Below are 14529 nucleotides of genomic sequence, written 5' to 3' on the forward strand. Positions count from 1 at the left end.
GGGTGAGGTGCGTGGTTCGGGGGCGCCCCGCGGGGGAGCGTGTTGGGTTGGTTGAACCCGCCCCACGACTCGTCCGGCCGCTGGTCACCGGCCCGGCCGTTCCCCGGCGGGCCTGACAGCTTCGTCTTCACGCCGGCGTATCGCGAGCAGGCGGACAAGAACATCAAGAAGTACCCCGCCGGCCGTCAGGCGAGCGCGGTGAAGGCGCTGCTCGATCTCGCCATGCGTCAGATGGAGGACGAGACAGGCGCGCGCTGGCTGCCGCGCGCGGCGATGGACCATGTCGCCGAGATCCTGGAGATGCCGAGGATCCGCGTCTTCGAGGTCGCGTCGTTCTACACGATGTTCAAGACGCGCCCTGTCGGCCGGCATCACCTCCAGGTCTGTACCACGACGCCGTGCTGGCTGCGCGGCTCCGACGCCGTGCTCGCCGCCTGCCGCAAGGCCGCGGGCAATGTGCCGGACGGCGTGGTTTCGGAGGATGGCGAATTCTCGGTCGAGGAGGTCGAATGCCTCGGCGCCTGCGTGAACGCGCCGGTGCTGTGGGTGGGCGACCATTTCTATGAGGACCTCGACGGGCCAACGACTGAGGCGATCCTCGAAGCGTTGAAGCGCGGCGAACACCCCAAGCCGGGTTCGGCGACGGGCCGGATGGGCTCCGCCCCCGAGGGCGGGCCGACCACGCTGACCGAGCCCCCCACGCCGCCCGAGAAGGCACCGGCCGAGTGAGCGCGATGCTGAGCGACAAGGACCGCATCTTTACCAATCTCTACGGCGAGCACGATTGGCGGCTCGCCGGCGCCCGCGCGCGCGGCGACTGGGACGGCACGGCGGGGCTGATCGCCAAGGGGCGCGACTGGATCGTCGAGGCGGTGAAGGATTCCGGATTGCGCGGCCGCGGCGGCGCAGGCTTCCCGACCGGGCTCAAATGGTCGTTCATGCCCAAGCAGCCGGGCGACCGGCCGCACTACCTGGTCGTCAACGCGGACGAGTCCGAGCCCGGCACGTGCAAGGACCGCGACATCATGCGGTTCGATCCGCACAAGCTGGTCGAGGGCTGCCTGCTCGCCGGCGTCGGCATGGGCGCGCATGTCGGCTACATCTACATCCGCGGCGAGTTCCACGCCGAGTACAAGAACCTCCAGCACGCGATCGACGAGGCCTACGAGGCCGGGTTGCTCGGCAGGAACGCCTGCGGGTCCGGGTTCGACTTCGACCTCTACGTCACGCGTGGCGCCGGCGCCTATATCTGCGGCGAGGAGACCGCGCTGCTCGAGAGCCTTGAGGGCAAGAAGGGCATGCCGCGGCTGAAGCCGCCGTTCCCGGCGGCTGTCGGTCTGTACGGCTGTCCGACGACGGTGAACAACGTCGAGAGCATCGCGGTCGTGCCGACGATCCTGCGCCGCGGGGCAGGGTGGTTCGCCGGGATCGGAAGGCCGAAGAACACCGGCACGAAGGTGTTCTGCATCTCCGGCCACGTGAACACGCCCTGCAATGTCGAGGAGGCGCTCGGCATACCGTTGAAGGAGTTGATCGAGCGCTACGCGGGCGGCGTGCGCGGCGGCTGGGACAATCTGCTCGCGGTGATCCCTGGCGGCGCCTCGGTGCCGCTGCTGCCGAGGGACATCTGCGATACGGTGCTGATGGACTTCGACAGCCTGCGCGACGTGAAGTCGGGCCTCGGCACCGCCGCCGTGATCGTGATGGACAAGTCGACCGACGTGATCGCGGCGATCGCGCGCCTGTCGAAGTTCTACAAGATCGAGTCCTGCGGCCAGTGCACGCCGTGCCGCGAGGGCACGGGCTGGATGTGGCGTGTGATGGAGCGGATGGTGCAGGGGCGCGCCGAGATCGAGGAGATCGATGTGCTCGAGCAGGTGACGCGCCAGGTCGAGGGCCACACGATCTGCGCGCTCGGCGACGCGGCGGCGTGGCCGATCCAGGGCCTGATCCGGCATTTCCGCCCGCTGATGGAGGAGCGCATCGCCGCCTACAAGGCTGGACGGGCGCGGCCGATGCCGATGGCGGCGGAGTAGGGCGATGCCCAAGCTGCTCGTCGACGGCGTCGAGGTCGAGGTTCCGCCCGGCGCCACCGTGTTGCAGGCGTGCGAACTCGCCGGCAAGGGGATCCCGCGCTTCTGCTACCACGAGCGGCTCTCGATCGCCGGCAATTGCCGCATGTGCCTGGTCGAGCTCGAGAAGGCGCCGAAGCCGATTGCCTCCTGCGCCTATCCGGCCGCGGACAACATGGTGATCCACACCGACACGCCGGGCGTGAAGGCCGCACGGCGTGGCGTGATGGAGTTCCTGCTGATCAACCACCCGCTCGACTGCCCGATCTGCGACCAGGGCGGCGAGTGCGACCTGCAGGACCAGGCGATGGCCTACGGCTTCGACCGCAGCCGCTATGCCGAGAACAAGCGCGCGGTGCCGGACAAGAACCTCGGCCCGCTGATCAAGACGATCATGACGCGCTGCATCCACTGCACGCGCTGCATCCGCTTCGCCACTGAAGTGGCCGGGGTGCCCGAGCTCGGCGCCACCGGACGCGGGGAGGGGATGGAGGTCGGCACCTATATCGAGCACGCGCTGTCGTCCGAGCTCTCCGGCAACATGATCGACCTCTGCCCGGTCGGCGCGCTGACCTCGAAGCCCTACGCCTTCGTCGCACGGCCCTGGGAGCTGAAGAAGACCGACAGCATCGACGTCACCGACGCGCTCGGCTCCTGGACTCGTGTGGACAGCCGCGGCCCGCAGGTGCTGCGCGTGCTGCCGCGGCTGAACGACGACATCAACGAGGAGTGGATCAGCGACAAGGCACGCTTCTCGGTCGATGGGCTGTCGCGCCGGCGCATCGACCGGCCGTGGGTGCGCCGCGACGACAGGCTCGTCCCCGCAAGCTGGGGCGAGGCCTTCGCGGCGATCGCCGCGCGCGTGAAGGGGCTGGCGGGCGAGCGAATCGCCGCGATCGCCGGCGACCAGGCCGATCTCGAGGCGATGGTGGCGGTGAAGGATCTGCTCGCCGCGCTCGGCAGCACGAATCTCGACTGCCGCCAGGACGGCGCGCGGCTGGATGCCTCGCGCCGCGACTTCTATCTGTTCAACAGCACCATCGCCGGGATCGACCGCGCCGGCGCCGCGCTGCTGATCGGCACCAACCCGCGTTGGGAGGCCGCCGTGCTGAACGCGCGGCTGCGCCGGCGCTGGCTCGCCGGGAAGTTCGAGATCGGCCTGATCGGCGAGGCGCGAGATCTGACATACCGTTACCAGCATCTCGGTACGGGCCCGTCGGCGCTGAGCGGGTTGCTGGGCGGGAACCACTTCGCCGAAACGCTGCGCAAGGCCGAGCGGCCGATGGTCATCGTCGGCCAGGGGGCGCTGGCGCGACCCGACGGTGCGGCGGTGCTCGCCGCCGCCTGGACGCTCGCGCGCAATGTCGGTGCGCTGAGCCCCGAGTGGCATGGCTTCAACGTGCTGCACACTGCGGCCGCGCGCGTGGGCGGGCTCGACATTGGTTTCCTGCCGGGGCCCGAGGGGCGCGACATCCACGGCATCCTCGACGGCGCGCGCTCCGGTGAGGTCGAGGTCGTGCTCTCGCTCGGCGCCGACGAACTCGATCCGGCCGACCTGGGGCGCGCCTTCGTCGTGCACATCGGCACGCATGGCGGCCCGATGGCGGCGCGTGCGGATGTGCTGCTGCCCGGTGCGGCGTACACCGAGAAGGACGCCACCTTCGTCAACACCGAGGGCCGCGTGCAGCGCACCGAGCGCGCGGTGTTCCCGCCGGGTGAGGGGCGCGAGGACTGGGCGATCATCCGTGCGTTGTCCGAGGCGCTCGACCGCGCGCTGCCCTACGACACGCTCGACGAACTGCGTGCGCGGCTCGCGTCCGAAGCGCGACTCGCGCAGCCGATCGGCGGCGGCTGCACCGATCTCGCCGGCCCCTCGGGCGATCCGGCGGCGATGAGCGAGACGGCCTTCGCCTCGCCGATCCGCGACTTCTGGCGCACCGATTCGATCAGCCGTGCCTCCGAGACCATGGCCGAGTGCAGCGCGCTCTTCGCTGAGCCCAAGGCGATGGCGGCGGAGTGACGACGATGACCGAGTTCCTCGCCACGCCGATCGGGCACTTCGTCTTCACCGTCGCCGCGATCCTCGCGATCATGATCCCGGTGCTGATCGGCGTCGCCTATCTCACCTATGCCGAGCGCAAGGTGCTGGCGGCGATGCAGCTCCGGAAGGGGCCGAACGTGGTCGGGCCGTTCGGCCTGTTCCAGCCCTTCGCCGACGCGATCAAGCTGATGATGAAGGAGACGGTGATCCCGACCGGATCGAACCGTCTGCTGTTCCTGATGGCACCGATGCTCACCTTCGGCCTCGCGCTGATCGCCTGGGCGGTGATCCCGTTCGGGCCGGGGCTGGTGCTCGCCGACATCAATGTCGGCGTGCTCTACCTGTTCGCGATCTCCTCGCTCGGCGTGTACGGGGTCATCATCGCCGGCTGGGCGTCGAACTCGAAATACGCCTTCCTCGGCGCGCTGCGCTCGGCGGCGCAGATGGTTTCCTACGAGGTCTCGATCGGCTTCGTCATCATCACAGTGCTGCTCTGCGTCGGCAGCCTGAACCTCAGCCGCGTGGTCGAGGCGCAGCAGGATCTCTGGTTCTTCATCCCGCTCTTCCCGATGTTCATCGTCTTTTTCATCTCGGCGCTGGCCGAGACGAACCGCGCGCCCTTCGACCTGCCGGAGGGCGAAAGCGAGATCGTCGCCGGGTTCTTCGTCGAATACTCCTCGATGTCGTTCGCGCTGTTCTTCCTCGGCGAGTACGCGAACATGATCCTGATGAGCGCGATGACGACCATCCTGTTCCTTGGGGGCTGGCTGCCGCCGCTCGACATCGCGCCCTTGAACTGGATCCCCGGGCCGATCTGGTTCGCGCTGAAGATCGCGGCCTGCCTGTTCGTGTTTCTCTGGGTGCGTGCGACCTTCCCGCGCTACCGCTACGACCAGCTGATGCGCCTTGGCTGGAAGGTGTTCCTGCCGCTCAGCCTGCTCTGGGTGGCGCTGACCTCGGGCGCGCTGATGCTGTTCGGCTGGTTGCCGACGCCGGCCTGAGGGAGCGGGACAGTGACGGTAACGGGTTGCGGAGCGCGCGGACGGGGTCTAGGAACCGGTCCGCGCCGCGCTATTGGGACGGAGGCGTAATATGAGCTTCATGGACCGCACCGCACGATCGTTTCTGCTGTCCGAGCTCGTGTCGGGCATGGCGCTGACGCTCCGCCACTTCTTCAAGCCCAAGGTCACGATCAACTATCCCTACGAGAAGGGCCCCCTCAGCCCCCGCTTCAAGGGCGAGCATGCGCTGCGCCGCTACCCGAACGGCGAGGAGCGCTGCATCGCCTGCAAGCTCTGCGAGGCGATCTGTCCGGCCCAGGCGATCACGATCGAGGCCGAGCCGCGCGAGGACGGGTCGCGCCGCACCACGCGATACGACATCGACATGACGAAGTGCATCTACTGCGGTCTCTGCGAGGAGGCGTGCCCGGTGGACGCGATCGTCGAGGGACCGAACTTCGAGTTCTCGGCCGAGACGCGCGAGGAGCTGATGTACAACAAGGACAGGCTGCTCGCGAACGGCGACCGCTGGGAGGCCGAGATAGCCGCGCGCCTCCAGGCCGACGCGCCGTACCGGTGAGCCGCAGCCCGTGATTGCCACGCTTTCCTTCTACCTGTTCGCCGCGATCCTGCTCGCCTCGGCGACCATGGTCGTGCTGGCGCGGAACCCCGTGCATGCGGTGCTGTTTCTGATCCTTTCCTTCTTCAACGCCGCGGCGCTCTTCCTGCTCGCCGGCGCGGAGTTCCTCGCGCTGATCCTGGTGATCGTCTATGTCGGCGCGGTCGCGGTGCTGTTCCTGTTCGTCGTGATGATGCTGGACGTGAACTTCGCCGAGCTGCGCGAGGGCTTCGTCCGCTACCTGCCGATCGGCGGCATCATCGGCGGCATCCTGCTGGTCGAGCTGTTGCTGGTCGGCACGGCCTGGACCGTCTCGCCCCAGGCCCCTCTGCTGATCGCCGAACCTGTCCCGGCCACGGTGTCCAACACGCGCGCGCTCGGACGCATCCTCTACACCGACTACGTCTATCTGTTCCAGGCGGCGGGACTCGTGCTGCTGGTGGCGATGATCGGCGCGATCGTGCTGACGCTGCGCGAGCGCCCTGGCGTGCGCCGTCAGAATGTCGGCGCGCAGCTCGCGCGCAGCCGTGACGAGACGCTGGCGGTGATGAAGGTCGCGTCTGGCGCCGGGCTGACGGTGGTGCCGAAGCCCGAGCCGAAGCCGGAACACGAACCCGCCGAGCAGGGCCATGGCGGCCACCACGGGGGAGGGCACTGAGCCATGGTCGTTGGGCTCGAGCACTACCTCGCGGTCGCCGCGATCCTGTTCACTCTCGGCATCTTCGGCATCTTCCTCAACCGGAAGAACGTGATCGTCATCCTGATGTCGGTCGAGCTGATGCTGCTCGCGGTGAACATCAACCTCGTCGCCTTCTCGGCCGCGCTCGGCGACCTGACCGGGCAGATCTTCACCATGCTGGTGCTGACGGTCGCGGCGGCAGAAGCGGCGATCGGGCTTGCGATCGTGGTGGTCTATTTCCGCAACCGTGGCTCGATCGCGGTCGAGGACATCCGGGTCATGAAGGGCTGAGCGGACGATGATCGAGGTCGGCTCCGTCTTCTTCCCGCTGCTCGGCGCACTGATCGCCGGGTTCCTCGGCCGCGCGATCGGCGACCGCGGCGCGCAGATCGCCACCGTCGGCTGCATGACGCTCGCCTCCATCTGCGGGGTATGGCTGTTCTTCGACGTCGCCTTCGGCGGCAATGCCCGCACGGTGGAGCTCGGCACCTGGATCGCCTCGGGCACGCTCGAGGCATCCTGGGCGCTGCGGTTCGACACGCTCTCGGCTGTCATGGTCGGGATGGTGACGGTCGTCTCGACCCTGATCCATCTCTACAGCGTCGGCTACATGAGCCATGACAGCTCGATCCCCCGTTTCATGGCCTATCTGTCGCTGTTCACCTTCGCGATGCTGATGCTGGTGACCGCCGACAACCTCGTGCAGCTCTTCTTCGGTTGGGAGGGCGTTGGCCTCTGCTCCTACCTGCTGATCGGCTTCTGGTACGACCGCGAGAGCGCCAACGCCGCCGCGATCAAGGCGTTCCTGGTCAACCGCGTGGGCGATATCGGCTTCGCGCTCGGCATCGCCGGCGTCTATATGCTGACGGACAGCGTGGCGTTCGACGCGATCTTTGCCGCCCTGCCGCGCCTGACCGAACAGACGATCAGCTTCGCCGGCATGACGTTCAATACGATCGAGCTCTGCGGCGTGCTGCTGTTCATCGGCGCGATGGGCAAATCCGCGCAGCTCTTCCTGCACACCTGGCTGCCCGACGCGATGGAGGGGCCGACGCCGGTCTCCGCGCTGATCCATGCCGCGACCATGGTGACCGCCGGCGTGTTCCTGGTCGCCCGGATGAGCCCACTGTTCGAGCTCGCGCCCTTTGCGCTCGCGATGGTGACGGTGATCGGTGCCTCGACCGCGCTGTTCGCCGCGACCATCGGCTGCGTACAGAACGACATCAAGCGAATCATCGCCTACTCGACCTGCTCGCAGCTCGGCTACATGTTCTTTGCTGCCGGCGTGTCGGCCTATCCGGCGGCGATCTTCCACCTGTTCACCCACGCCTTCTTCAAGGCGCTGCTGTTCCTCGGCGCGGGCAGCGTGATCCACGCGATGAGCGACGAGCAGGATATCCGCAGGATGGGCGGGATCTGGCGCAAGGTGCCGATCACCTATGCGGTGATATGGATCGGCTCGCTCGCGCTTGCCGGCGTGCCGTTCTTCGCGGGCTACTACTCCAAGGACATGGTGCTTGAGACGGCCTGGGCCGCCGGCACCGGCGTTGGTCGCTACGCCTTTGCCTGCGGCATCATTGCGGCCTTCCTGACCGCCTTCTACTCCTGGCGGCTGATCATCCTGACCTTCCACGGCGAGCCGCGGGCGGATGCCCACACCATGGAGCATGTGCACGAGAGCCCGCCCGTGATGACGGTGCCGCTGATCCTGCTCGCGATCGGCGCGGTCGTCGCTGGCGCGATCTTCTACGAGCCCTTCGTTGGCCATCACTTCCAGGACTTCTGGGGTGCCGCCATCCGCATCGCGCCGGAGAACCGGGCGATGGAGGCCGCGCACGATGTTGCTCTGTGGGTGAAGCTTCTGCCGGTGCTGATGGGCGCGTCCGGCATCGCCACCGCCTACCTGCTCTACATGGTCGCCCCGACGGTGCCGGCGCTGCTCGCCGCGCGCTTCCGCGGCCTCTACCTGTTCCTGCTGAACAAGTGGTACTTCGACGAGCTCTATGACCGCCTGTTCGTCCGCCCGGCGATGCGGCTCGGCGACATGCTGTGGAAGGGCGGGGACGGCGGCGTGATCGACCGGTTCGGTCCCGACGGGCTCGCCGCGGCGACGCAGCGCGCCACGCGCGCGATCGTCCGCGTGCAGACCGGGCTTGTCTACCACTACGCCTTCGCGATGCTGATCGGCATCGTCGTGCTGGTGACGCTGTTCGCGACGGGACGGCTCTGAGATGAACGCGCTCGGCTTCCCGCTGCTCTCGCTGATCACCTTCCTGCCGCTCGCCGGTGCGCTGATCATCGCCTCCGTGCGCGGCGATGAGGAGACGGTCGCGCGCAACGCCCGCTGGACCGCGCTCTGGACCTCGGCGATCGTGCTGTTGCTCTCGCTGATCCTGTGGTTCCGCTTCGACCGGACCACCGCCGAGTTCCAGTTCGTCGAGCGGGCGGTCTGGCTCGGCGAGTGGGGCATCGGCTACCACATGGGGGTGGACGGGCTGTCGGTGCTGTTCGTTCTGCTCTCCACCGTGCTGACGCCGGTCTGCGTGGTCGCGTCGTGGGAGGCAATCACGTCGCGGGTGCGCGAGTACATGATCGCCTTCCTGGTGCTCGAGACCATGATGGTCGGCATGTTCTGCGCGCTCGACTTCGTGGTGTTCTACGTGTTCTTCGAGGGCGTGCTGATCCCGATGTTCCTCATCATCGGGGTGTGGGGCGGACCGCGGCGCGTCTATGCCGCGTTCAAGTTCTTCCTCTACACGCTGCTCGGCTCGGTGCTGATGCTGCTGGCACTGATCTGGCTCTATCTCGACGCCGGCACCACCGATATCCCGACGCTGATCGCCCATCGCGTCGCGCCGGCCGCGCAGACCTGGCTGTTCCTCGCCTTCTTCGCCTCCTTCGCGGTAAAGGTGCCGATGTGGCCGCTGCACACCTGGCTGCCGGATGCGCATGTCGAGGCGCCGACCGCGGGCAGCGTGATCCTGGCTGGCGTGCTCCTGAAGATGGGCGGCTACGGGTTCCTGCGCTTCAGCCTGCCGATGCTGCCTGACGCGTCCGAGCAGCTCGCGCCGTTCATCTTCGCGCTCTCGATCGTGGCGATCATCTACACCTCGCTGGTGGCGCTGGCGCAGACCGACATGAAGAAGCTGATCGCCTATTCCTCGGTCGCGCATATGGGCATTGTCACGCTCGGCCTGTTCACGCTGAACACCCAGGGCATCGAGGGCGCGATCTTCCAGATGCTGAGCCACGGCGTGGTCTCGGGCGCGCTGTTCCTCGTGGTCGGTGTGATCTACGACCGGATGCACACGCGCGAGATCGCGGCCTATGGCGGGCTCGTGCACCGGATGCCGCGCTACGCGCTGCTGTTCATGCTCTTTACCATGGCCTCGGTCGGGCTGCCGGGCACATCGGGATTCGTCGGCGAGTTCCTGGCCATCGTCGGTGCGTGGCAGGTCAACCGGATGCTCGCCCTGCTCGCCGCCACGGGCATGGTGCTGGGCGCTGCCTACATGCTGTGGCTCTACCGCCGCGTGATCTTCGGCCAGTTGACCAAGCCCGAGCTGAAGGGGCTGTTCGACCTTTCACCGCGCGAGGCGGCGGTGTTCGCCCCGCTCGCTCTGCTGACGCTCTGGATGGGCATCTACCCGTCCTCGTTCAGTGGGTTCTACGGGGCCTCGGTCGCCAATCTGATCGCGCAGCACCAGGCCGCGATCCAGGCGAGCCGGCAGTTCGCAGGGCTGTGACGGCAATGGAGAGCACGCTGAACTGGCACGCCGTCATTCCCGAGCTGGTGCTTGCCTGCCTCGGTATGGCAGCACTGATGCTTGGCGTGTTCATGCGCCGCGGCGCAACACTTGCCGTGACAATGGCGGCGCTCGCGTCGCTGCTGCTGACCGCGGTGCTGGTGCTCTCGGCCGATGCGCCGGTCGTTGCCTTCGATGGCCTATTCGTGCTGGACGACTTCGCCGTGTTCACGAAGGTGCTGGTGCTGCTCGCTGCCGCGCTCGGCCTTGTGCTGGCGCTCGATTGGAACGAGAAGGAGCGCATCGACCGCTTCGAGTACCCGGTGCTCGTGCTGCTCGCGACCGTCGGCATGATGATGATGGTCTCGGCGAACGACCTGATGAGCCTCTATGTCGGGCTCGAGCTCTCGTCGCTCTCGCTCTACGTGCTCGCAGCGATCCACCGCGATGATCTGCGCGCGACCGAGGCGGGGCTGAAGTATTTTGTGCTCGGGGCGCTTGCCTCGGGGATGCTGCTCTACGGTTCCTCGCTGGTGTACGGGTTCTCGGGTTCGACGCGCTTCGCCGGCATCGCCGCGGCGATCGAGGCGGGGCCGTCCTCGCTCGGGCTGATCACCGGGCTCTGTTTCGTGGCCGCCGGGCTCGCGTTCAAGGTCTCGGCCGTGCCGTTCCACATGTGGACGCCCGACGTGTACGAGGGCGCGCCGACGCCGGTGACCGCGTTCTTTTCGATCGCGCCGAAGCTCGCCGCGGTGGGGCTGTTCCTGCGCGTCATGACCGGCCCATTCGGCGACGCGGCCGGGCAGTGGACGCAGATCATCGTGCTGATCTCGATCGCCTCGATGCTGCTCGGCGCCTTCGCTGCGATCGGCCAGAGCAACATCAAGCGGCTGATGGCCTATTCCTCGATCGGTCATATCGGCTACGCGCTGATCGGACTCGCCGCCGGCACCGAGGAAGGAATCCGCGGCGTGCTCGTGTACATGGCGATCTATATCGTCATGAATGCCGGCACCTTCGGCTGCATCATCGCGATGCGGCGCAGGGGCCAGGCCTGCGAGCGCATCGAGGATCTCGCCGGCCTCGGCGCCACTGCCCCGGGCCTCGCCTTCGCGCTGACGGTCTTCATGTTCTCGATGGCCGGCATCCCGCCGCTCGCCGGCTTCTTCGGCAAGTTCTACGTGTTCATGGCCGCGGTGCATGCCGGGCTTTGGCCGCTCGCCGTGATCGGCGTGCTCGCCTCGGTGGTGTCCGCGTTCTACTATGTGCGCATCGTCAAGGTGATGTACTTCGACGCCGCACAGCCCGCATTCGACCCGCGCCCGGCCTCGGTCGGCGTGGTCGTCGCCGGCACGATGCTGTTCACCGCGCTGTTCGCCCTCGCGCCGGCGCCGCTGGTTGCCGCGGCCGGCACCGCGGCGCGGTCGCTGATCGGGGGATGAGCCCGACGCGCGTGCGGATCGAACGTCACGCGAGCCTGCCCTCGACCAGCGACCTGGCGATTGCGCGCGCCGAGGCCGGGGCGGGGCCATGGTGCGCGGTTCTGGCCGAGACGCAGACGGCAGGACGCGGCCGGCACGGACGGCGGTGGATGTCGCCGCCGGGCAACCTGTACTTCTCCGTTGTGCTGGACCCGGAGGCCCTCCCCGCACCGGGCGGGTTCGGCTTGCTCTCCGGGCTCGCGGTGGCCGACGCGGTCGCGCCGCTCCTTCCTGGCACGATCGCGCTGCATCTCAAGTGGCCCAACGACCTGGTGGCGGACGGACGCAAGCTCGGCGGCGTGCTGGTCGAGGTCGGCACGCGGCGCGACGGCACGCGCTGGGCCGTCGCAGGGATCGGCGTCAACCTCGTCGCTCACCCGGACGATGCCGACCGGCCTGCGACCTCGCTCGCGGCGCTCGGTGTCGTGCCACCGGCGCCGGACGACCTCGCCGCGGCGATCCTCGATCGCCTGATCAACTGGAGCACGCGGGCTGGCGCCGACGGGTTCGACATCATCGTTGTCGAGTGGCAACGCCGCGCCCTGCCGCGCGGGGCGCCGATCAGCGTGCGCCTTACAGCAGGTCCCATCACGGGCCGCTTCGCCGGGCTCGACGCCGACGGCGCGCTGCTGCTGGCGGAGGAGAGTGGACAGACCCGCCGGATCGTAACCGGCGAGGTGTTCGCGCGAGGTTGACCGGATGCTGCTCGCCATCGATGCCGGCAATACGAACGTGGTGTTCGCGGTCTGGGACGGCGCGGCCTGGCGCGGTCGTTGGCGCATCGCCACGGTGCCGGACCGCACGGCCGACGAGTATGCCGTGTGGCTCGTGCAGCTGATGGCGTGGGACGGACTGGTGCCGGCCGACATCGACGCGGCCGCGATCGCGTGCGTGGTTCCGAACGCGCTCTACAACCTGCGGCGCCTCTGCCGCGACCGCTTCGGCGTCGAGGCGATGGTCACCCGGTCCGATCTCGACTGGGGATTCGCGATCCGCACCGACAACCCGCGCGAGGTCGGCGCCGACCGCCTGGTGAACGCACTGGCCGCGCGCGTGCGCTATCCGTGTCCGCTCGCGGTGATCGATTTCGGCACCGCCACCACCTTCGACGTGGTCGATGCGGCAGGCGACTACATCGGCGGCGTGATCGCGCCCGGCATCAACCTCTCGCTCGATGCACTGCACCGTGCCGCGGCCGCCTTGCCGCGCATCAGCATCGGCCGGCCGCAGGCCGTGGTCGGCCGCTCCACCGTGCCGGCCATGCAGTCGGGCGTGTACTGGGGCTATGTCGGGCTGATCGAGGGGATCGCGCGCCGCATTGAGGCCGAGCTTGACCAGAAGGTCACCGTGATCGCGACCGGCGGGCTCGCGCCGTTGTTCATGGACGGCACCACCGCGATCCACCATCTCGATCCTGATCTCACCCTCGACGGGCTCGTCCTGCTCGCCGAGCGCAACATGAAGGCCACAGCGTGAGTCTTGCCCGCGACGATCTCGCCTTCCTGCCGCTTGGCGGGACCGGCGAGATCGGCATGAACCTGAATCTCTACCACGCCGACGGTGCCTGGCTCGCGATCGACTGCGGCATCGGCTTCGGCGATGCCGCACGTCCGGACATCGAGATCATGGTGCCGGATGCAGGCTTCCTGGCCGACCGCAAGCGGAGCCTCCGCGCGCTGATCATCACCCATGCGCACGAGGACCATCTCGGCGCGGTCGCCTGGCTTTGGCCGACCCTCGAGTGCCCCGTCCACGCGACTCCCTTCGCCGCCGCGGTGCTGCGCCGCAAGCTCGCCGAGCGCCAGCTGCTCGGCCGCGTGCCGCTTACCACCATGGAGCCCGGCGCGGAACTGGCGCTCGATCCCTTCCATTTGCGCTTCATCCGCATGGCGCACTCGATCCCCGAGGCGCAGGCGGTGGCGATCCGCACGCGCCATGGCCTGGTGCTGCACACTGGCGACTGGAAGCTCGATCCGCACCCGCTGGTCGGTCCGCCGACCGACGAGACCGCCCTGTCGGCACTCGGCGACGAGGGCGTGGACGTGATGGTGTGCGACAGCACCAACGCGATGGTCGAGGGCCACTCGGGCAACGAGTCCGAGGTGCGGCGCAATCTCGGCGCGCTGATCCGCCGGCTGAAGGGCAGGGTGGCGATCACCTGCTTCTCGACCAATGTCGCACGGATCGAGTCGATCGCGCTCGCTGCGCGGGGGGCCGAGCGCAGTGTCGCGATCGTCGGGCGCGCGTTCCGCAACATCGTCGCTGCTGCACGCGAGACCGGCTATCTGACCAGCCTCCCCGAGTTCGTCGAGGAGGACGAGGCGGGCTACCTGCCCGACGACTCGGTGCTGTTCCTGGTCGCCGGCAGCCAGGGCGAGCCGCGCAGCGCGCTCTCGCGCATCGCCGCGGACAGCCACCCGAACGTCTCGCTCGGCGAGGGCGATACGGTGATCTACTCCTCGCGCGTGATCCCCGGCAACGAGCGCGCGATCCTGCGCGTACAGGACCAGTTTGCGCGCCGTGGTGTGGCCGTGATGACCGAGCGCGATCACATGGTGCACGTCTCCGGGCATCCCGCGCGCGACGAGCTCCGCCGGATGTACGGTCTGGTGCGGCCGAAGCACATCGTGCCGGTGCATGGCGAGTGGCGGCACATGACCGAACACGCCGAGCTTGCGCGCGAACTCGGCGCGATTCCGCACGTGATCGAGGACGGCGATATTCTCCGCCTTGCCCCCGGCCCCGTGACGGTGGTGGACAGCGCGCCCGCCGGCAAGCTCGCGGTGGATGGCGATCGGCTGCTGCCGATCTCGGGCGAGGTGCTGGCGGCGCGGCGGCGGATGCTGGAGCATGGCATGGTGGTCGCCTCGCTCGCGCTCGACGAGTCCGG

General features: G+C 68.3%; 13 protein-coding genes. All 13 read left to right on the top strand.

Annotated features, from left to right (window positions below; all coding sequences use genetic code 11):
- Window positions 1-51 precede the first annotated feature (51 nt).
- Entirely contained in the window at window positions 52-729 is a 678-nt protein-coding gene (locus ACTIFU_RS08335; RefSeq protein ID WP_439577840.1) for a complex I 24 kDa subunit family protein, read from the top strand.
- Window positions 730-734: 5 nt separating this feature from the next.
- Window positions 735-2036, top strand: coding sequence for an NADH-quinone oxidoreductase subunit NuoF (nuoF, locus tag ACTIFU_RS08340; RefSeq protein ID WP_439577841.1), 1302 nt, complete (start codon window positions 735-737; stop codon window positions 2034-2036).
- A 4-nt stretch (window positions 2037-2040) separates the two neighbouring features.
- Window positions 2041-4092, top strand: a complete 2052-nt coding sequence (gene nuoG, locus ACTIFU_RS08345; RefSeq protein WP_439577842.1) for an NADH-quinone oxidoreductase subunit NuoG — start codon at window positions 2041-2043, stop codon at window positions 4090-4092.
- A gap of 5 nt (window positions 4093-4097) precedes the next feature.
- Window positions 4098-5114 (top strand): NADH-quinone oxidoreductase subunit NuoH, encoded by a 1017-nt coding sequence (gene nuoH, locus ACTIFU_RS08350; protein WP_439577843.1) that lies wholly within the window; start codon window positions 4098-4100, stop codon window positions 5112-5114.
- Between the two features lie 91 nt (window positions 5115-5205).
- Entirely contained in the window at window positions 5206-5694 is a 489-nt protein-coding gene (nuoI, locus tag ACTIFU_RS08355; protein WP_439577844.1) for an NADH-quinone oxidoreductase subunit NuoI, read from the top strand.
- A 10-nt stretch (window positions 5695-5704) separates the two neighbouring features.
- Window positions 5705-6391 carry an NADH-quinone oxidoreductase subunit J gene (locus tag ACTIFU_RS08360; RefSeq protein ID WP_439577845.1) on the top strand — a complete coding sequence of 229 codons (687 nt, stop codon included), beginning with the start codon at window positions 5705-5707 and terminating at the stop codon, window positions 6389-6391.
- Between the two features lie 3 nt (window positions 6392-6394).
- Window positions 6395-6703 (top strand): NADH-quinone oxidoreductase subunit NuoK, encoded by a 309-nt coding sequence (gene nuoK, locus ACTIFU_RS08365; RefSeq protein ID WP_019014337.1) that lies wholly within the window; start codon window positions 6395-6397, stop codon window positions 6701-6703.
- 7 nt (window positions 6704-6710) lie between these two features.
- A complete protein-coding gene (gene nuoL / locus ACTIFU_RS08370; RefSeq protein WP_439577846.1) occupies window positions 6711-8642 on the top strand; it encodes an NADH-quinone oxidoreductase subunit L in 1932 nt (643 codons plus the stop codon).
- 1 nt (window position 8643) lies between these two features.
- Window positions 8644-10158 carry an NADH-quinone oxidoreductase subunit M gene (locus ACTIFU_RS08375; protein WP_439577847.1) on the top strand — a complete coding sequence of 505 codons (1515 nt, stop codon included), beginning with the start codon at window positions 8644-8646 and terminating at the stop codon, window positions 10156-10158.
- A 5-nt stretch (window positions 10159-10163) separates the two neighbouring features.
- Entirely contained in the window at window positions 10164-11600 is a 1437-nt protein-coding gene (gene nuoN, locus ACTIFU_RS08380) for an NADH-quinone oxidoreductase subunit NuoN (protein WP_439577848.1), read from the top strand.
- A complete protein-coding gene (locus tag ACTIFU_RS08385; RefSeq protein WP_439577849.1) occupies window positions 11597-12334 on the top strand; it encodes a biotin--[acetyl-CoA-carboxylase] ligase in 738 nt (245 codons plus the stop codon). Before nuoN ends, ACTIFU_RS08385 begins: the two co-directional genes overlap by 4 nt.
- Before the next feature lie 4 nt (window positions 12335-12338).
- The gene (locus ACTIFU_RS08390; RefSeq protein WP_439577850.1) at window positions 12339-13115 is read left to right on the top strand and encodes a type III pantothenate kinase; all 777 of its coding nucleotides are present in this window, start codon (window positions 12339-12341) and stop codon (window positions 13113-13115) included.
- 56 nt (window positions 13116-13171) lie between these two features.
- Window positions 13172-14529: ribonuclease J (locus tag ACTIFU_RS08395; protein WP_439577852.1), on the top strand; the 1358-nt coding region annotated here is incomplete at its 3' end.

This window comes from Elioraea sp., from assembly GCF_051860475.1.
GTDB lineage: Bacteria > Pseudomonadota > Alphaproteobacteria > Acetobacterales > Acetobacteraceae > Elioraea.

What these genes read in the sequence shown, in the direction of transcription:
- ACTIFU_RS08375 (WP_439577847.1), top strand. Translation starts at nt 8,644, where the DNA reads ATGAACGCGCTCGGCTTCCCGCTGCTCTCGCTGATCACCTTCCTGCCG.
- nuoH (WP_439577843.1), top strand. Translation starts at nt 4,098, where the DNA reads ATGACCGAGTTCCTCGCCACGCCGATCGGGCACTTCGTCTTCACCGTC.
- nuoI (WP_439577844.1), top strand. Translation starts at nt 5,206, where the DNA reads ATGAGCTTCATGGACCGCACCGCACGATCGTTTCTGCTGTCCGAGCTC.
- ACTIFU_RS08390 (WP_439577850.1), top strand. Translation starts at nt 12,339, where the DNA reads ATGCTGCTCGCCATCGATGCCGGCAATACGAACGTGGTGTTCGCGGTC.
- nuoL (WP_439577846.1), top strand. Translation starts at nt 6,711, where the DNA reads ATGATCGAGGTCGGCTCCGTCTTCTTCCCGCTGCTCGGCGCACTGATC.
- nuoK (WP_019014337.1), top strand. Translation starts at nt 6,395, where the DNA reads ATGGTCGTTGGGCTCGAGCACTACCTCGCGGTCGCCGCGATCCTGTTC.
- ACTIFU_RS08385 (WP_439577849.1), top strand. Translation starts at nt 11,597, where the DNA reads ATGAGCCCGACGCGCGTGCGGATCGAACGTCACGCGAGCCTGCCCTCG.
- nuoG (WP_439577842.1), top strand. Translation starts at nt 2,041, where the DNA reads ATGCCCAAGCTGCTCGTCGACGGCGTCGAGGTCGAGGTTCCGCCCGGC.
- nuoN (WP_439577848.1), top strand. Translation starts at nt 10,164, where the DNA reads ATGGAGAGCACGCTGAACTGGCACGCCGTCATTCCCGAGCTGGTGCTT.
- nuoF (WP_439577841.1), top strand. Translation starts at nt 735, where the DNA reads ATGCTGAGCGACAAGGACCGCATCTTTACCAATCTCTACGGCGAGCAC.